Origin of the sequence: Stenotrophomonas sp. ESTM1D_MKCIP4_1, assembly GCF_003086895.1 — a bacterium.
In the GTDB taxonomy this organism is placed as follows: Bacteria; Pseudomonadota; Gammaproteobacteria; order Xanthomonadales; family Xanthomonadaceae; genus Stenotrophomonas.
The window spans coordinates 2,737,010-2,754,349 of sequence record NZ_CP026004.1 but is presented as its reverse complement, the minus strand read 5'-3'; the positions used below and the strand labels follow the sequence as shown (position 1 = coordinate 2,754,349).

At 66.7% G+C, this 17,340-nt stretch carries 19 protein-coding genes; 8 read left to right on the top strand and 11 right to left on the bottom strand.

The genetic code is table 11. From position 1 onward, the window contains the following. Positions 1–108: 108 nt before the first annotated feature. The 4 genes from C1924_RS12615 to C1924_RS12600 form a co-directional block, all read right to left on the bottom strand. On the bottom strand, positions 109–888 hold the full coding sequence (locus tag C1924_RS12615) for a ferredoxin--NADP reductase (protein ID WP_108765617.1): 780 nt from the start codon (positions 886–888) through the stop codon (positions 109–111). 94 nt (positions 889–982) lie between these two features. Beyond that, positions 983–2,836, bottom strand: coding sequence for an ABC transporter ATP-binding protein (locus tag C1924_RS12610; protein ID WP_108765616.1), 1,854 nt, complete (start codon positions 2,834–2,836; stop codon positions 983–985). Positions 2,837–2,979: 143 nt separating this feature from the next. Further along, the gene (locus C1924_RS12605) at positions 2,980–3,429 is read right to left on the bottom strand and encodes a carboxymuconolactone decarboxylase family protein (protein ID WP_108765615.1); all 450 of its coding nucleotides are present in this window, start codon (positions 3,427–3,429) and stop codon (positions 2,980–2,982) included. 36 nt (positions 3,430–3,465) lie between these two features. Then, positions 3,466–4,362 (bottom strand): RNA polymerase sigma-70 factor, encoded by an 897-nt coding sequence (locus tag C1924_RS12600; protein WP_108765614.1) that lies wholly within the window; start codon positions 4,360–4,362, stop codon positions 3,466–3,468. A gap of 147 nt (positions 4,363–4,509) precedes the next feature. On the opposite strand from C1924_RS12600, the gene C1924_RS12595 reads away from it, so the two are divergent. After that, complete coding sequence (locus tag C1924_RS12595) at positions 4,510–6,027, top strand: fumarate hydratase (protein ID WP_108765613.1); 1,518 nt, start codon at positions 4,510–4,512, stop codon at positions 6,025–6,027. Positions 6,028–6,144: 117 nt separating this feature from the next. Continuing rightward, positions 6,145–6,477 (top strand): hypothetical protein, encoded by a 333-nt coding sequence (locus C1924_RS12590; RefSeq protein WP_108765612.1) that lies wholly within the window; start codon positions 6,145–6,147, stop codon positions 6,475–6,477. Between the two features lie 357 nt (positions 6,478–6,834). Here C1924_RS12590 and arsC read toward each other — a convergent pair whose 3' ends face one another. From arsC to C1924_RS12575, 3 genes are all read right to left on the bottom strand, one after another. Then, positions 6,835–7,176: an arsenate reductase (glutaredoxin) gene (gene arsC, locus C1924_RS12585; RefSeq protein ID WP_108765611.1), complete on the bottom strand. Its 342-nt coding sequence runs from the start codon at positions 7,174–7,176 to the stop codon at positions 6,835–6,837. After that, a complete protein-coding gene (locus C1924_RS12580; protein WP_108765610.1) occupies positions 7,176–8,330 on the bottom strand; it encodes a phospholipase A in 1,155 nt (384 codons plus the stop codon). The genes arsC and C1924_RS12580 overlap by 1 nt, the downstream gene beginning before the upstream one ends. A gap of 123 nt (positions 8,331–8,453) precedes the next feature. Next, positions 8,454–8,939 (bottom strand): DUF456 domain-containing protein, encoded by a 486-nt coding sequence (locus C1924_RS12575; RefSeq protein ID WP_108765609.1) that lies wholly within the window; start codon positions 8,937–8,939, stop codon positions 8,454–8,456. Positions 8,940–9,175: 236 nt separating this feature from the next. Between C1924_RS12575 and C1924_RS12570 the strand changes: the two genes are divergently transcribed. Beyond that, positions 9,176–9,385: a cold-shock protein gene (locus tag C1924_RS12570; protein ID WP_108765608.1), complete on the top strand. Its 210-nt coding sequence runs from the start codon at positions 9,176–9,178 to the stop codon at positions 9,383–9,385. 72 nt (positions 9,386–9,457) lie between these two features. Here C1924_RS12570 and C1924_RS12565 read toward each other — a convergent pair whose 3' ends face one another. Both C1924_RS12565 and C1924_RS12560 read right to left on the bottom strand, forming a co-directional pair. Continuing rightward, positions 9,458–9,952 (bottom strand): glycine zipper 2TM domain-containing protein, encoded by a 495-nt coding sequence (locus C1924_RS12565; RefSeq protein WP_108765607.1) that lies wholly within the window; start codon positions 9,950–9,952, stop codon positions 9,458–9,460. A gap of 128 nt (positions 9,953–10,080) precedes the next feature. Continuing rightward, the gene (locus C1924_RS12560; protein ID WP_108765606.1) at positions 10,081–10,515 is read right to left on the bottom strand and encodes a cytochrome c; all 435 of its coding nucleotides are present in this window, start codon (positions 10,513–10,515) and stop codon (positions 10,081–10,083) included. 93 nt (positions 10,516–10,608) lie between these two features. Here C1924_RS12560 and C1924_RS12555 point away from each other — a divergent pair, with 93 nt between their 5' ends. Continuing rightward, entirely contained in the window at positions 10,609–11,433 is an 825-nt protein-coding gene (locus tag C1924_RS12555) for a tRNA threonylcarbamoyladenosine dehydratase (RefSeq protein WP_108765605.1), read from the top strand. A gap of 164 nt (positions 11,434–11,597) precedes the next feature. On the opposite strand, the gene C1924_RS12550 is transcribed toward C1924_RS12555, so the two are convergent. Both C1924_RS12550 and C1924_RS12545 read right to left on the bottom strand, forming a co-directional pair. Further along, entirely contained in the window at positions 11,598–12,371 is a 774-nt protein-coding gene (locus tag C1924_RS12550; RefSeq protein ID WP_108765604.1) for a TatD family hydrolase, read from the bottom strand. Then, positions 12,368–12,580: a DUF6116 family protein gene (locus tag C1924_RS12545; RefSeq protein ID WP_108765603.1), complete on the bottom strand. Its 213-nt coding sequence runs from the start codon at positions 12,578–12,580 to the stop codon at positions 12,368–12,370. The genes C1924_RS12550 and C1924_RS12545 overlap by 4 nt, the downstream gene beginning before the upstream one ends. A gap of 163 nt (positions 12,581–12,743) precedes the next feature. Here C1924_RS12545 and C1924_RS12540 point away from each other — a divergent pair, with 163 nt between their 5' ends. From C1924_RS12540 to C1924_RS12525, 4 genes are all read left to right on the top strand, one after another. Beyond that, positions 12,744–13,580: a glycine zipper 2TM domain-containing protein gene (locus C1924_RS12540; protein WP_108765602.1), complete on the top strand. Its 837-nt coding sequence runs from the start codon at positions 12,744–12,746 to the stop codon at positions 13,578–13,580. 119 nt (positions 13,581–13,699) lie between these two features. Then, positions 13,700–14,242 carry a GNAT family N-acetyltransferase gene (locus C1924_RS12535; protein WP_108765601.1) on the top strand — a complete coding sequence of 181 codons (543 nt, stop codon included), beginning with the start codon at positions 13,700–13,702 and terminating at the stop codon, positions 14,240–14,242. A gap of 84 nt (positions 14,243–14,326) precedes the next feature. Further along, positions 14,327–14,986, top strand: a complete 660-nt coding sequence (locus C1924_RS12530; RefSeq protein WP_108765600.1) for a glutathione S-transferase family protein — start codon at positions 14,327–14,329, stop codon at positions 14,984–14,986. A 73-nt stretch (positions 14,987–15,059) separates the two neighbouring features. Beyond that, positions 15,060–17,339, top strand: coding sequence for a transketolase C-terminal domain-containing protein (locus C1924_RS12525; RefSeq protein WP_108765599.1), 2,280 nt, complete (start codon positions 15,060–15,062; stop codon positions 17,337–17,339). Position 17,340 lies beyond the last annotated feature (1 nt).

Here is a 17,340-nt window from a genome sequence, read left to right as displayed (position 1 = left end):
CAATACAAAGGGGACGGAGGGGATTATGTCGTTTGTGCACAAACGACATAATCCCCTCCGTCCCCTTTTTGAGGAGAGCCGGCCTGCGGCCGGCTCTACCGTCAACGATTACTTCTCGACGAACGCGCGCTCGAACACGTAGTGGCCCGGCTGGCCGATACGCGGCGACACCTGGAAACCCCGTGCATCGAGCACCGCGCGCAGGTCGGCCAGCATCTGCGGGCTGCCGCAGATCATCGCGCGATCGTTTTCCGGGCTCAGTTCGGGCAGGCCGAGGGTGCGCTGCATCTCGCCGCTTTCCATCAACTGCGTCAGGCGGCCCTGGTTGGCGAACGGCTCGCGGGTGACGGCCGGGTAGTACAGCAGCTTCTCGCCGATCATCTCGCCCAGGAACTCGTGCTCACGCAGTTCCTTCTCGAAGTAATCGCGATAGGCCAGGTCCTTTTCGTAACGCACGCCGTGGCAGAGGATCACCTTCTCGAAGCGCTCGTAGGTTTCCGGGTCCTTGATGACCGACAGCCACGGCGCCATGCCGGTGCCGGTGCCCAGCAGGTACAGGTTCTTGCCGGGGTGCAGGTCGCTGATCAGCAGCGTGCCAGTGGGCTTCTTGCCGACCAGCACCTTGTCACCCGGCTTGATGTGCTGCAGGCGCGAGGTCAGCGGGCCGTCCTGCACCTTGATGCTGAAGAACTCGAGATGCTCTTCCCAGTTGGCGCTGGCGATGGAGTACGCGCGCAGCAGCGGCCGCGCTTCGGTCTCCAGGCCGATCATCACGAACTGGCCGTTCTCGAAACGGAAACCGCTGTCGCGGGTGAGGGTGAAGCTGAAGTAGGCATCGGTCCAGTGGCGGACCTCAAGCACCGTTTCGGCGCCGAAAGCGGAAGACATGGGGGCACATTCAGGCAATGGAGACGTCGGCCCCATTCTACCTCAAATGAGAGGGGTTCTCATTATCCGGAACGAGAGGCGTTCTCAGGGCCGTTCATCGGTAGCCGGCAGCCTGCAGCTCGAACAGTTCGGCATAGCGTCCACCCTGGGCCATCAGCTGGTCATGGGTGCCGCTGGCTTCCAGCCGGCCCTCGGCCAGCACCAGGATGCGGTCGGCCATGCGTACCGAGGAAAACCGATGCGAGATCAGCACGGCGGTGCGCTTGTCGGCCAGTTCGCGGAAGCGCTGGAACACCTCGAATTCGGCGCGTGCATCCAGCGCGGCGGTTGGTTCGTCGAGGATCATCACTTGTGCATCGCGCATCCACGCGCGCGCGATGGCGATCTTCTGCCACTGCCCGCCGGACAGGTCCACGCCCTGCTTGAAGCGGCGGCCGATCAGCTGATCGTAGCCGCCGGGCAGGGCATCGATCACTTCTTCGGCCATGCCCCGGCGCGCAGCATCGGCGATGCGCGCCTGGTCGGCCATCGCTTCCACCTGGCCGACGCCGATGTTCTCGCCAGCGGTCAGGTTGTAGCGCACGAAGTCCTGGAAAATGACGCCGAGATTGGCACGCAGGTCGTCCAGGTCGTAATCGCGCAGGTCGCGGCCATCCAGCAGGATGCGGCCTTCGTCCGGTTCGTACAGGCGTGCCAGCAGCTTCACCAGCGTGGTTTTGCCGGCGCCGTTCTCGCCCACCAGCGCCAGCACTTCACCGGCATGCAGCTGGAAATCGAGATGGCGTACGGCCCACTGCTCGGCATCGGGATAGCGGAAGCCGACGTTCTCGAACACGAAACCCTGCTGGATCGGCCGCGGCACGGCAACGGCGTCCTGGCGCGAATGGATTTCCGGCTCGATCTGGAAGAACGAGTACAGATCGTCCAGGTACAGGGCCTGGCTGGCCACCTGCGAAAAACCGATGAGCAGGCCTTCCAGCAGTTGGCGCAGGCGCAGGAAGCTGCCGGCGAGGAAGGTCAGGTCGCCGATGGAGAAATCGCCGCGCACCGTGCGCCAGGCAATGTAGGCATAGGCCGCGTAGTAGCCCAGCGTGCCCAGCGCGGCCAGTACCGTGCCCCAGAACGCGCGCCGCCGTGCCAGTGCCCGGTTGGCCAGGAACAGCGCCGCCGACAGCCGGCGGTAGCGATCCACCAGGAAGCGGTGCAGGTTGAAGATCTTCACTTCCTTGGCCGTTTCGACGCTGGCGCCGAGCTGGCGCAGATAGTCCAGCTGGCGCCGCTCCGGCGTCCACAGGAAGTTGAGGCTGTAGCCGGCGGCGTTGAAGTGCGATTCGCCGATGAAGGCCGGCACCAGTGCCAAAGCCAGCAGCAGGATCAGCCAGGGTGCATAGACCAGCAGGCCCACGGCCAGGCTGGCCACGGTGATCGCGTCCTGCACCTGGCCGAACAGCTGGCTCATCAGGTTCATCCGGCCCATGGTCTGGCGCCGCGCGCGGTCCAGCTTGTCCTGCAGGTCGGGATCCTCGAAGTCTTCCAGGTCCAGCGTGGCGGCGTGTTCCATGAGGCGCACGCTGGTGGCGTTGGCGAACAGTTCCGACAGCAGTGCATCGGCATAGCTGACCAGCCGGCCGAGCAGGTCCGAGGCGATGGCCAGGCCGAATTCCAGCGCGAGCAGGGCCAACAGTGGGTTGAGCAGGCCGCTGGACAGCGCCTCGCCCAGCGGCGGGAAGCCGGCGCCGTGCTGGCTGAGGTGCAGCGCCGTGTCGATGATGAGCTTGCCCACGTACAGCATGGCCACCGGCAGCAGCGCGCGGATCAGGCGCAGGCCAAGGCTGGTAAGGGTCAATGCGGGACTGGTCTGCCACACCTGGCGCAGGAACGGTGGCAGGTTGCGCATCGCCTTGAAGCGTTGGCGCAGGCTGGGTTTCTTCTCGGGGGCGGCAGGCATGCCGACATTGTGCGCGCGTTGCGCGTGCAGAGGGGGTCAGAGCCCTTTGCCAGGCAAAGGGCTCTGACCCCGCAAACGTGGGTGGGGGTCAGAGCCCTTCGCGTTGCGAAGGGATCCGACCCCGTGCGCGACCCCCTGCGCGATCACGGCAGCGGCGGGAGCAGTCCGGCACCCAGCCGGTTCCAAGCATTGATCACGGCGATGCCCATGCTCAGGTCGCTGATGCCCTTTTCATCGAAGTGTGGTGCCAGCGCATCGAAGGCGGCCTGCGACGGCGCGCCATCGGTCAGGCGGGTCAGGGCTTCGGCCCAGCCCAGCGCAGCACGCTCGCGTGCATCGAAGAAACGGCTTTCATGCCAGGCGGGCAGGGTGTCCAGCTTGCGCGGCTCGATGCCGCCCTTGCGCAGCGCGGTGCCATGCATGTCCATGCAGTAGCCGCAGCCGTTGAGCTGGGACACGCGCAGGAACAGCAGTTCCATCAGCGTCGGGTCGATCGAACTGTCATGCACCGCCTTGCTGGTGGCCAGCAGGCCCTTGAACGCATCGGCGGCCAGGCGGGTGTAGGGAACGCGGGGAGAGGCGTGGTCGGACATTTTCGGCTCCACGGCGGCCACGATGGCCGCCTTTCACTACCAGGACGCCGCCGCGTCTCCCACCGTGACAAGCGCCGACAGTTTCTGCGGATTCAACACGCTGTAGACCTGGGTGATGTACCCGTCCACCACTTCCACGGTGGTGACCGAATGCAGGCGCGGGCCATCGAAGCGCAGGATGGCCGGTTCGCCGTTCACGTAGCCCAGCTGCGCGGTATGGCCCAGGCCGCGTTGGGCAATGGCCCAGAACAGGCGGCCGATACGCTCGGCGCCCAGCAGCGGCCGGATCGCGGCGGTGACTACGCCGCCGCCATCGGACACCAGCCGCGCGTTGGCATGCAGCAGGGCCTGCACGGCCTGGCTGTCGCCTTGCTGGGTGGCGTGCATGAAGCGCGCCAGCAGGTCCCGGTGCTGGCTGGCATCGGCGTTGAACCGACGGCGCCCGGCCTGCAGCCGTTGCCTGGCACGATGTACCAGCTGGCGGCAGTTCGCCTGGCTGTGGCCGATCAGCGCGGCGATCTCGGCATAGTCATGATCGAACACGTCCTTCAGCAGCAGCGCCGCGCGCTCCTCCGGGCCCAGTTGTTCCAGCAGGGTCAGGAAGGCCACCGACACGTCGTCGGCCAGCGCGTGGCGCTGCGCCGGCCCGGGCGCCGGGTCGGGTTCCAGACTGATCGCCAGGGGTTCGGCCAGCCAGGGGCCCACGTAATGCGCACGCTCGCGCCGGGCCGCGCGCAGGCGGTCAAGGCCCAGCCGCGTGGTGGCGGTCACCAGCCACGCCTCGGGGTCGCGCACGCTGGCCGGGTCGGCCCCGGACCAGCGCAGCCAGGCATCCTGCACGACGTCCTCGGCATCGGCGCGGCTGCCCAGCAGGCGGTAGGCCAGCGCCATCAGGCGTGGGCGGTGGGTCTGGAAGGTCGATTCAGCGTTCATGTGGGCAAGGACGCCGTAGAGGGTGGGGACGTGACACGGACCTGGTGCGATCTTGCCGGCCAGCGGCCAGCACCACCACCCCTGCGGCCGGGGGAGGGGGTAAAATGGGCGGATTACCCCCGCCAGCCTTGAGCAAGCGAGCAAGCCGTGACATCGATCAAGCAGGAAGACCTCATCCAGTCCATCGCCGACGCGCTGCAGTACATCTCGTACTACCACCCGGTCGACTACATCAAGAACCTCGCCGCCGCCTACGAGCGTGAGGAGTCGCCGGCCGCGAAGGAAGCGATGGCCCAGATCCTGATCAATTCGCGGATGTGCGCCGAAGGCCACCGTCCGATCTGCCAGGACACCGGCATCGTCACCGTGTTCCTGGAAATCGGCATGGACGTGCGCTGGGACGACGCGACCATGGGCGTGGAAGACATGGCCAACGAAGGTGTCCGCCGCGCCTACCTGCACCCGGACAACAAGCTGCGCGCCTCGGTGCTGGCCGATCCGGCCGGCAAGCGCGTCAACACCAAGGACAACACCCCGGGCGTGGTCAACGTCAAGGTGGTGCCGGGCAACACGGTCGATGTGATCGTGGCCGCCAAGGGCGGTGGTTCGGAGGCCAAGACCAAGTTCGCCATGCTCAACCCGTCCGATTCCATCGTCGACTGGGTGCTGAAGACCGTGCCGACCATGGGTGCTGGCTGGTGTCCGCCGGGCATGCTCGGCATCGGCATTGGTGGTACCGCTGAAAAGGCGATGCTGCTGGCCAAGGAAGCGCTGATGGAGCCGATCGACATCACCGATCTGCAGGCCCGTGGTGCGTCCAACCGCATCGAAGAGCTGCGCCTGGAGCTGTACGAGAAGGTCAACGCGCTGGGCATCGGTGCACAGGGCCTGGGTGGCCTGACCACCGTGCTGGACATCAAGATCAACGATTACCCGACCCACGCGGCCAACCTGCCGGTGGCGATGATCCCGAACTGCGCTGCGACCCGCCATGCGCATTTCACCCTTGATGGCAGCGGCCCGGTGATGCTGGATCCGCCGTCGCTGGAAGACTGGCCGAAGCTGACCTACGACGCGTCCAAGGGCACCCGCGTGGACCTGGATACGATCACCCCGGAAGACGTGGCCAACTGGAAGCCGGGCCAGACCCTGCTGCTCAACGGCAAGCTGCTGACCGGCCGCGACGCCGCGCACAAGCGCATGGTTGACATGCTCAACAAGGGCGAGGAACTGCCGGTCGACCTGAAGGGTCGCTTCATCTACTACGTCGGCCCGGTCGATCCGGTGCGCGATGAAGTGGTGGGCCCGGCCGGCCCGACCACTGCCACCCGCATGGACAAGTTCACCGAGCAGGTGCTGGCGCAGACCGGCCTGCTGGGCATGGTCGGCAAGGCCGAACGTGGCCCGGCCGCGATCGAGGCCATCAAGAAGCACAAGTCGGCCTACCTGATGGCCGTCGGTGGTTCGGCCTACCTGGTGTCCAAGGCGATCAAGGCGGCCAAGGTCGTCGGCTTCGCCGATCTGGGCATGGAAGCAATCTATGAATTCACCGTGCAGGACATGCCGGTGACCGTGGCGGTCGACTCCACCGGCGAATCGGTGCACAAGACCGGCCCGCGCGAATGGCAGGCCCGCATCGGCAAGATTCCGGTGGTGGTGGAGTAACGCCACCGGAAGCAGGAAAACGGCGCCGCAGGGCGCCGTTTTTCGTTTGACGCCACGGAAAGGTCGGGATTGCTAGCCTTCGCTGGGTTGTCCGGTGTATTGAACAGGGAGTGTCCAATGTCATTGTTCCGTTGCTTCGCCATGCTGTGCGTGTTTTCTCTTGTCGCCTGCAGCAGTGGCGGTGATCTGTACGACGGTGTGCCCGGCAACAACGCCAGCGCTCAATGCGTGATGGCGTGCCAGCAGTACCGCAGCGCCTGCCTGGCGCGCTCCGATTCGGACCGTCGTTCGACCTGCGATGCGCAGGCGGCAAGCAAGTGCGACCGGATCACCGATGACGAACTGCGGCGTTCCTGCATGTCGCAGGCACAGGCCTGCATGGACCAGTCGCCGTTGATCAGCTGCAGCCAGAACGCCGACAGTTGCATGGCGTCGTGCGGCGGCGGGTGAGTCTTCGGGCGGTGCAAGGAGCAGTCGACCAACGGTCGACTCTACCGGGTGTGCCTGCGGGGTAGAGTCGACCGTTGGTCGACTATCGCGCACAGCGCGGGATTTCTGTGGCCGGTGCGAAGGGCAGTCGACCAACGGTCGACTCTACCGGGTGTGCCTGCGGGGTAGAGTCGACCGTTGGTCGACTATCGCGCACAGCGCGGGATTTCTGCGGGCGGTGCGAAGGGCAGTCGACCAACGGTCGACTCTACCGGGTGTGCCTGCGGGGTAGAGTCGACCGTTGGTCGACTATCGCGCGCAGCGCGGGAATTCTGCGGGCGGTGCGAAGGGCAGTCGACCAACGGTCGACTCTACGGGTTACAGCAGCTCCAACACGATCTCCGGCGGGCGGCACAGGCGCGTGCCCTTGGGCGTGCGCACCACCGGGCGGTTGATCAGCCGCGGGTGCCCGGCCATGGCTGCCAGCAGGGTGCCTTCATCGGCATCGGCCAGGCCCAGTTCGGCGAAGGTGGCTTCCTTGCTGCGCACCAGGTCACGGGCGGACAGGCCGGATTCGGCCAGTACCGCACGCAGCGTTGCTTCATCGGGCGGGGTGGCCAGGTAGTCCACCACCACCGGTTCGATGCCGGCTTCGCGGATCAACGCCAGCGCGCCACGCGAATTGCTGCACGCAGGGTTGTGCCAGATCGTCACCGACATCAGAACCACTCCAGCAGCGATACACCCACGCCCACGTAGGTGGCCTTGTGGTTGTAGTCGATCATGCTTTCGCCGTAGCCATCGAACACCTGGATGTGGCCGCGCAGCAGGTTGCTGATCGGGAAGCCGTAATCCAGCTGCAGCGCGCCGTGCGAACGGTCGCCGGTACGCAGCGAATGGCGCGCCATCAGGGAAATTTCGTGGCCGTTGCGGTTCCAGATCAGGGTCGCATCGCCGCGGCCCATGTAGTCCTCGATGTCCGGATTGTTGTCATCGCTGCGGGTTTCCGGAATGCGGTACCAGGGGCGCAGCACCAGCGCCCAGTTCTCGCGGTCCAGGCCGATGTTGAGCATCACCCGGTTCCAGCTGCGCGACAGCGGATCGGCACGGCCGTTGGACTGGTGGTTGAGGCTGATGCCGGTCATCCGCCCGCGCCAGCCACCGATAGAGTAGCCGTTGCGGAACACCATCATCACTTCCGGCTCGTAGTTGGTTTCGCGGAACGGGCGCGAGTTTTCGGCGTTGTAGGCCTGCCAGCGCGAGCTCTGCGTGTAGCCGGCCCAGATGTCACCGTTGTCGCCGAACAGGTTCTCGGCGATCTTGGTCTTGAAACTGATCTGGAACTTCAGCTCGGTACTGTCCAGCACCTGCGGGGTGGTCACGCTGTTGGCCGGGTTGGGCGACTGCGGCATCTGGTTCTTGTCGCTGGTCCAGAACGCGGGCAGCAGGTAGACGGGCTTGTAGGCACGCAGCTGGAACGGGCCCAGCTTGGAATCCTCGGCCAGCTCCCAGCGGCTGTCCAGCAGCGAGCCGCGGCCGGCATTGGCCAGGGCGCTGTCATCCGGTGCCGGGCGGAAGATGTCGCCCACGCGCGCGCGCAGGTTCTCCTCGCCCTGGCTGAGGCGGGTGGCGCGGCGCTGTTCGCGCAGGGCCTGTGCGGCCTGCTGCGCGGCGGCGTCCGCTTCGGCCGTGGCCTGGGCATTGCGGCCGAACAAGCGGTCATAGCAGGCCAGGCGTGCGGCATCGGTGTCGATGGCAGCGCAGCCGGCGGGCGTGGTGGTCGCGGTCGGTGCGATTTCCTGTGCGGCCAGCGGCGCACTGGCCAGGGCCAACGCCAGCGGGGCGAAGCGGGGGAGCAGCGTGGGGAGGGTCATTGCAGCAGGCCCTTCAGGGGGTGAATGCGGATAGACATACAGTGTGGCGGCTGCCCGTGACGACGGCCAGCCCCCTTGAGTTATGCCCGGCGCGGGCGTGCGTGTGGCGTGAAGGCCGGTGGTTCACAGGAACCAGGCGAAGGCGAACAGTCCCAGCATGGCGATCACGACGGCCAGCTTCAGCGCCAGCCCCAGCAGGATGCCGAGCCAGGTCGCCAGGCCTACCTTGGTCGAACGCCCAAGCTCGCGGGTGTGCCAGTACTCGCCCAGCAGGGCCCCCAGCAATGGACCGGCAAACAGGCCGACGGGCATGAAAAACAGGCCGACGATGCTGCCGATGAAGGTGCCCCACAGCGCCTTTCGGCTGGCGCCCACCCGCTGCGCACCCACTACGGTGGACAGGATGTCCACCAGCAGGGACAGCGCGGTGAGCACGCCAAGCGCCAGCAGGGTGGGCCAGCCGACATGGTTGAAGCCATCGGCCCACGCGGCCAGCAGCAGGCCGGCGAAGACCAGCGGTACGCCGGGCAGGGCGGGCAGGACGATGCCGGCGATCCCGACCAGGACAAAAATGACCGCTAGCAGATACAAGATGAATGAGAGGTCCATGCTGTTCCGTATGGTTGTCTTTTTGGGGTTGACAGTAAGCGATTTTGCCAGTTGCTTTTTCGTTTTGGTCGGGTTAAGTTGCAGTCGCTGAGCTTGGCAAGGTCACCGTGGATCGTGGCCTGATGAAGCAAGATCTCACCGATCCGCTGCATCGTTGCACCTCGCTTCCCCCTTGCTTGTCAGCCGCCCAACAGGCGTTTCCAACAACAAGAGAGAGTCACCAGGGAGTGAGTGAGATGTCTGATCGCGAGACCGGTACCGTCAAGTGGTTCAACGATGCAAAGGGCTTCGGCTTCATCAGCCGTGAAAACGGCGAAGACGTGTTCGTGCATTTCCGTGCCATCCAGACCCAGGGCTTCAAGAGCCTGAAGGAAGGCCAGAAGGTCACCTTCACCGTCGTGCAGGGCCAGAAGGGCCTGCAGGCCGATGCCGTGCAGCCGGTCTGACCGGCCACAACGCATCGCACGAAAAAGGCCCGCGCAAGCGGGCCTTTTTCATTGCCACCTTCGCCTGCCGGATCAGCGCAGGATGACGCGGCCGTTGACCACGCGCACGTAGGTGTTTTCGCGGATGCCCGCCAGATCGCGCTGGTTGACCACGATGGTGCGACCATCGTCCATGCGTACGGTGATGTCGTACGTATCGCTGGTCACGTTCTTCTGGATCTGGTTCCCGGCCAGGGCGCCGCCCACTGCGCCTGCGGCGGCGGCGACGTTCTTGTTGCCACGGCTGCCACCGGTGTGGTCGGAGATCTCATGACCGGCCACAGCGCCCACGATGCCGCCGAGGATGGCGCCGGTCGCGCTCGGCGCGGTACGGCCCGAAGCCACGGTGTTGATGCGGGTGACGATGCCGCAGTCGGCACAGCGGTTCTGGTTGTAGCCGTCGTTGCCGTAGCCGCCATTGTTGTAGCCGCCGTTGTTGTAACCACCGCCGCCGTAACCAGGCGAGGTGGCGCAGCCGGCCAGGGCGAGGGTAGCGATGGCGCTAGCGGCGATGAGCTGGATCTTCATGGGGCGTCTCCTGGCCGTGAAGGCGGCGGTAGGGTGGTACTGCGTCATGCAGCAGGGTGATCGAATCGTCCACTTTCCAGCGTGAACGAAGCGCCAATCGCGCCTGCCTTCCCCGGCTGCAGGATGAATCAGCGGAAATCCTGATGGCAGGCCCGACAATCGTCCTGCACGTTCTGCACAACTCTGGCCAGCGCCGCGCAGTCGCTGGGCGGTGCAGCGAGCGCGGCATTGAGGCTGGCCCGGTACTGGCTGGCGTGCTGCTGGAAGCGCGCATCCTCCTTCAGCCCGGGAAAGGCCAGGTCCAGGTCGTTGGAGAGCAGGCGCAGCGACTGCAGGCGCGGCACGCTGTCAGCCAGGCTGCAACGGTTCTGCTGCTGGGCCTGCTGCAGCAGCTCGGCCTGCCGCTGCATCACGTGCATCAGGCTGTGCGGGAAGGGATCGCGCCCCGCCTGCAGTGCACGGCCCACCATCACGGTGGCCACCAGGCCGATCAGCAGGCCCAGGGCGAGCACGAACAGGTAGCGCTGGGTGGCAGACGGGCGACGGGACGGGCTGGCGTTCATGCGTGCTCCTCCATGCGGAATCTCCGGCCGTGCAACGGTGGGTTTGATGGCGACCTGCTGTGGCCGCCGTTGCCTGCACGCTAAAATAGCCCGATGAACGAACAGGTCAAACAACGCTTTGCCGGCATCGAACGGCTGTATGGCGTCGGCGCGATCGAGCGCCTGCAGGGCAGCCGCGTGGCAGTGGTGGGCATGGGCGGCGTCGGCTCGTGGGTGGTGGAAGCGCTGGCCCGTTCGGCCGTGGGCCACCTGACCCTGATCGATGCCGATGACATCTGCGTGTCCAACACCAACCGGCAGCTGCCGGCAATGGAGGGCAACTACGGCCGCAACAAGTCCGAAGCGATGGCCGAGCGCTGCCGCGCGATCAATCCGCAGATCGACGTCGAGGCCGTGCAGGCCTTCCTCACCACCGGCAACATGGCCGAGCTGCTGGATCGGGGGTTCGACCTGGTGATCGACGCGTGCGACAGCTTCCGGGTGAAGGTGGAAACCATCGCCTGGTGCCGCCGCCGCAAGCTGCCGCTGCTGACGGTGGGGGCTGCCGGTGGGCGCACCGATCCGACCCTGGTGCGCATCCGCGATGTCTCGCGCACCGAGCACGACGCGATGCTGGCGCTGATCCGCAAGAAGCTGCGCAGCGAGTTCAATTTCCCCAAGAACGCCAAGCGTTACTTCGGCGTACCGGCGGTGTACTCGCTGGAGAACGTGAAGTATCCGCAGGCCGATGGCAGCGTCTGTGGCCTGCGGCCGAACCTGGGGGCCGATGCGGCGCTGAAGCTGGATTGCGGCGCCGGCCTGGGCGCGGCGACCCATATCACCGGCGCGTTCGCGTTCGCTGCGGTGGGCAAGGCGCTGGAGATGCTGCTGGAGCCGAAGAAGAGGGGTGTGCCGGCTGCTGGCCGGGATCCGGCCTGATTCGGGCGTTGCTGGGTTGCCGGCCAGCGGCCGGCACTACCGTTGGGATTTCTGGGTTGCGGGTCGGCGGCCGGCGTTACGGTTGGGTATTTCTGGGTTGCCGGCCAGCGGCCGGCATTACCGTCTGGCATTTCTGGGTTGCCGGTTGGCGGCCGCATTACCCGTCAGGGGGTTGGCAGGCCGAACAGTCGGCGGGCGTTTTCGCTGGTGGCCTGTGCAACCGCCGCCACGTCGGTGCCGCGCAGTGCAGCCACATGGCGGGCGATCACCGAGAGCCGCGCCGGTTCATTGCGCTGGCCACGGATGCCTGCGTCGGGCTGGTCCGGGGCATCGGTTTCCAGCAGCAGCTGATGCAGCGGCATCTCGCGTATCAGGCGCTGCAGGCGCTGCGCGCGCTCGTAGGTCAGCGGCCCACCGAGCCCAAGCAGGAAGCCGAGCTTGTCCAGCTGCGCCGCCTGTTCCGGGCTGCCGGAAAAACTGTGCACCACGCCGCGCAGGCCACCGACGCGGCGGATCGCAGCAATCACCGCATCCACGGCCCGGCGCGCGTGCACGATCACCGGCAGCTCGAAGTCGCGCGCCAGCTTCAGCTGGCCGATGAAGTAGTCCTGCTGGGCGTCGGCATCCAGGTCCTCAACGAAGAAATCCAGCCCGCATTCGCCGATCGCGCAGGGGCGTTCGCGCTCGATCCACGCGCGCAGCTGCTGCAGGTGCTCGGGGCGGTGCTCAGCCAGGAACATCGGGTGCAGGCCGTAGGCTGGGTAGAGTCCCGAGGCCTGCTGGCAGACCTTGCGCAGTTTCGGCCAGCTGGCGGCGGTTACGGCCGGCACCACCTGGGCCTGCACGCCCGCGGCACGGGCGCGTTCGATCACCGTGCTGCGGTCGGGGTCGAACTCGCTGGCATCCAGGTGGCAATGGGTGTCGACCAGCATGTTCAACGCTGTTCCAGCGGTGGCGGCGCCGCGCTGCGCTGCTTCCAGTTGGCCAGCAGCAGGGTGCCCAGGCCCAGCACCAGTTCGTCCACGAAGGGAATCGGATCGGGAATGAACAGGGTCAACGCGAACAGACCGGCAGTCAGCTTGAACAGGGTGGGGTAGCGCAGCCGGCGTGCCCATTGCAGGACCGGCAGCAGCATCGGGTTGGCCATGGCGGCGCTCCACGTGGGCGAGGTGCAAACGCTACCACGGGCCGTGCATTTCCCGATGCTGAATGGGTTACGGCCATGAGCAGGAAATGTGGAGATTCCGTTCAGGCAGCGCATGCTGCAATCTGCATCGAGAACGTTGCGGACGGTCCGCAAGGAGCAGGTCATGAAAAGCACAACTACAACTGTCCTGGTCGCAGCGGGCGCGCTGCTGGTGGGTGGCATTGCAACCGCCGCCTTCATGAAGAGTGGTGACAAGGCCCCGGCACTGGGTGCCGCCAACCCCGCGGAATCGCGCCTGGTCGACGGCAGCGCTGCCGACGATGGCGCGCGCGGCGATGCGGTCGATGCCACGGCGCCGCGTGGCCTGGAATATGCCGATGTGCTGAAGGTCGATCCGCTCACCGAAAAGCAGAAGGCCTATGCCACGGTCATCGGTACCGAGCCGGTGCGCGAGACCTCCACCACGCAGACGCCGCATGAGGTCTGCCAGGACGTGGTGGTGCAGGAACGCCTGCCTGAGCGCGATGGCAACGTGGGCGGCACCGTCGTCGGCGCCGTGGTCGGTGGCCTGCTGGGCAACCAGGTCGGTGGCGGCAACGGCAAGAAGGCTGCCACTGCCGCAGGCGCCGTGGCCGGTGGCTTCATCGGCAACCAGGTGGACAAGCGTCACGTGGGTGGCCGTGTGGTCAACCGCACCGAACGCCAGTGCCACACGGAAACCGCGACCTCCGAGTCGAGCCGCGTCACCGGTTACAACGTGACCTACCGCAACGAAGACGGCACCACCGGCACCATGCGCATGGCGAGCAAGCCGGGTACGCGCATCGCGATGGGCACCAACGATGTGGTCAAGGGTTACAACGTGACGTACCGTTATGACGGCGCGGAAAAGACCGTGCGGATGGACAGCAAGCCGACCAGTGACCGCCTGCCGGTGGTGGATGGCCAGCTGGTCACGCAGACCGCAGCCGCGGGTGATGCAGCGGCCAACCGCCAGTAACGCTTTACCTGCGGGACGTATTGCACAGGCCGGCGTTTGCCGGCCTGTGTCGTTTGCGGGCATGGATTCCGTGCGCCGATCGACGATGATGACCCGTCACGTATCTGGCGGGAGCCTGCATGAGCATCTTCGACCTGCGCATCGAAACCGATCGATTGATCCTGCGTCCGCCGCAGGCCCAGGACCTGGAACCCTACCTGGCCTTCTGCGCCGATGAAGAGGTGATGCGCAGCCTGGGCGGGGTGCAGCTGCCTTCGGTGGCCTGGCGGAGTTTCTGCAGCCTGGCTGGGGCCTGGCAGCTGTTCGGCTGTTCCATGTTCAGCGTCATCGAGAAAGCCAGTGGCGAATGGGTCGGCCGCATGGGCCCGTGGCAACCGTTGGGATGGCCCGGCCCCGAAGTGGGCTGGAGCATCCGCCGTGCAAGCTGGGGCCGCGGCTATGCCCCGGAAGCGGCGGTGGCTGCCATCGATTGGGCATTTGCCACGCAGGGCTGGGACGAGGTGATCCATACCATTGCCGAGGACAACGAGAAATCCAAGGCGGTGGCGCGCAAGCTGGGCAGCCGACTGTTGCGCATGGGTGAGCTGCCGCCTCCTTACGAGGGCAAGCCGCTGGAGATCTGGGGCCAGTCGCGCGCGGACTGGCAGCAGCGCGGCCGTTGATGCTGCACCCGCGCTTGGCATCGGCCGATGCGCTTGCCAGACTGCACGCAGCCGGCCGTCGGCCGGGGAGCCCTGGAGCAGCTGATGGTGGATGAACGCGTACCGTTGACGGTGCATGGCATGTCGGTCTCCGGCAACTGTTACAAGGTGCGGCTGCTGCTGGAGCAGCTCGGCAGCCGCTACCGCTGGGTGGAAGTGGACAGTGCGCATGGGCAGACCCATACCCCCGAATTCCTGGCGCTCAACCCCAACGCGAAGGTGCCGCTGATCGTGCGCGACGACGGCCGCGTGCTGACCGAATCGAACGCGATCCTGTTCTGGCTGGCCGAAGGCACGCCCTACCTGCCCAGCGATGGCTGGGAACGGGCGCAGGCGTTGAGCTGGATGTTCTTCGAGCAGTACAGCCATGAGCCCTGCGTGGCCGTGGCGCGCTTCATCCGTGGCTGGACCGGCCTGGATTCCCCGCGTCGCGCCGAACTGCCGCGCCTGCACGAGCGCGCGGCCACGGCGCTGGCGGTGATGGAGCAGCATCTGCGGCAGGCGCAATGGTTTACCGGCAGCGAGTACGGCATCGCCGATATCGCGCTGTTCGCCTATACCGACGTCGCCGCCGACGGTGGCATTTCGCTGCAGCCGTTCGCGGAAGTGCGTGCCTGGTTGCAGCGGGTACGCGAGCAGCCAAGGTTCGTGGCGATGCCGGCGGTCACGGCGGAAGTGCGCGCACGCCTGGAGGGACGGGGGTAGCGTCGAGCAGGCTCGACGCTACGGAAGCAGGGCCGCGCCCGGCGGAATGCAACAACGACACGGAGGGTGTTCGATGTTTGCTGTGGTTCCCGATCCGATTCCTGCACGCATGCGCGCGCTCAACCGCGCCGAGGTATGCGACGTCAATTTCCTCGAGGCCGTGCGCGGCTGGCGCGGTCTGCCGCGTGCGAAGCCCGCACCCGAAGCGCCGATCCTGCCGGGCAGTACGCTGAGCGCAGCGGCGTTCGCCGAGCTGTTCGATTCGCAGATGGCCAGCCGCCAGCTGGATCTGATGGCGCGCGTGCTGCGCCTGCAGAACAAGGTCTTCTACACCATCGGGTCCTCCGGCCACGAAGGCAACGCGCTGCTGGCACGGGCCTGCCGGCATACCGATCCCGCGTTCCTGCACTACCGCTCCGGAGCCTTCATGGCCGAGCGTGCGCGGCAGGTGCCGGGGCTGGATCCGTTGCGGGACGCCGCGCTGTCCTTCGCCGCCAGTGCCGATGATCCCGCCAGTGGTGGCCGCCACAAGGTGTGGGGCAGCCGTCCGTTGTGGGTGCTGCCGCAGACCTCGACCATTGCCTCGCACCTGCCCAAGGCGCTGGGCACCGCGCTGGCCATTGAAAGCGGCAAGCGCCTGGGCCAGCCGCTGCCGATCCCTGCCGACAGCATCGTGCTGTGTTCCTTCGGCGATGCGTCGGCCAACCATGCCACCGCGCAGACGGCGTTCAACACGGCGATGTGGTCGGCTTACCAGAAGCTGCCAGCGCCGATCCTGTTCGTCTGCGAAGACAACGGACTGGGCATCTCGGTGCGGACCCCGGACGGCTGGATTGCCGAACGCTTCAGCCGCCAGCCGGGCCTGGACTACTACTACGCCGACGGCCTGGACCTGGCGGCGGGCCACGCCCAGGTGCAGGCCGCCGTCGAGCATTGCCGTCGTACCCGTCGGCCGACTTTCCTGCACCTGCGCACCACCCGCCTGATGGGCCACGCCGGTACCGATTTTGAAGTGGAATGGCGTGCGCTGGCCGATCTGTGCGCGGCCGAGGCACAGGATCCGCTGCTGCGTTCGGCGCAGATCGCGCTGGAATCGGGCTGGATGGATGCCGCCGGCATCGAAGCCGCCTACGAGAGTCTGCGCGCGCGCTGCCTGTCGGCCGCCTCGGAGGCCGAAGGGCGGCCCAAGCTGCAGTCGCTGGATGAAGTGGTCGCGCCGCTGGCGCCGTATACGCCGGCGGCGGTGATGGCCGAAGCCAGGCGCGCGGTACCGGCGGAAGCGCGCGAGGCGCTGTACGGCGGCGCCGAGTCGCTGCCGGAACGGCAGCCACCACGGCACCTGGCGGTGCAGATCAACCATGCGCTGCAGGAACTGCTGTGCAAGTACCCGCAGGCGCTGCTGTTCGGCGAGGACGTGGCGCAGAAGGGCGGGGTCTACACGGTCAGCAAGGACCTGATGCGCCGCTTCGGCCCGCGCCGGGTGTTCAACACGCTGCTGGACGAGACGATGATCCTGGGCATGGCGCAGGGCCTGGCCAATGTCGGCCTGCTGCCGATTCCGGAAATCCAGTACCTGGCCTACCTGCACAACGCCATCGACCAGCTGCGCGGCGAGGCCTGTTCGCTGCAGTTCTTCTCCAACGACCAGTTCCGCAACCCGATGCTGGTGCGGGTGGCGGGCCTGGGCTACCAGAAGGGCTTTGGCGGCCATTTCCACAACGACAACTCGATCACTGCGCTGCGCGACATCCCCGGCCTGGTGGTGGGGTGCCCGTCGCGGGGCGATGACGCGGTGATGATGCTGCGCACCCTCTCGGCGCTGGCCCGGGTGGATGGCCGGGTGGCCGTGTTCCTGGAGCCCATTGCGCTGTACATGAGCAAGGACCTGCACGCGGCCGGTGATGGCCAGTGGCTGTTCGAGTACCCGCCGCCGGGGCAGGCGCTGGTGCTGGGCGAGGGCCGGGTCTACGCACCGGATGCCGACGACCTGGTGATCTTCACCTACGGCAACGGCGTACCGATGGCATTGCGCGCGCTGCCTGCCATCGAGGCCCGGACGGGCTGGCAGGTGCGGGTGGTCGACCTGCGCTGGCTGGTGCCGCTGGACGCGGCCTTCATTGCTGCCCAGGCCGCCAGCGCGCGGCGGGTGCTGGTGCTGGACGAGGGGCGGCACAGCGGCGGGGTGGGCGAGGGCGTGGTCACCGCCCTGGTCGAGGCCGGGCAGGGCCACCTGCCGCTGCGGCGGGTCTGCGGCGCCGATACCTATACGCCGTTGGCGGGGGCAGCAATGTTCGGTCTTCCAAGCGACAATGCAGTGATTGGCGCCGCCCTCGATCTGGCGCAGGAACCCTGAT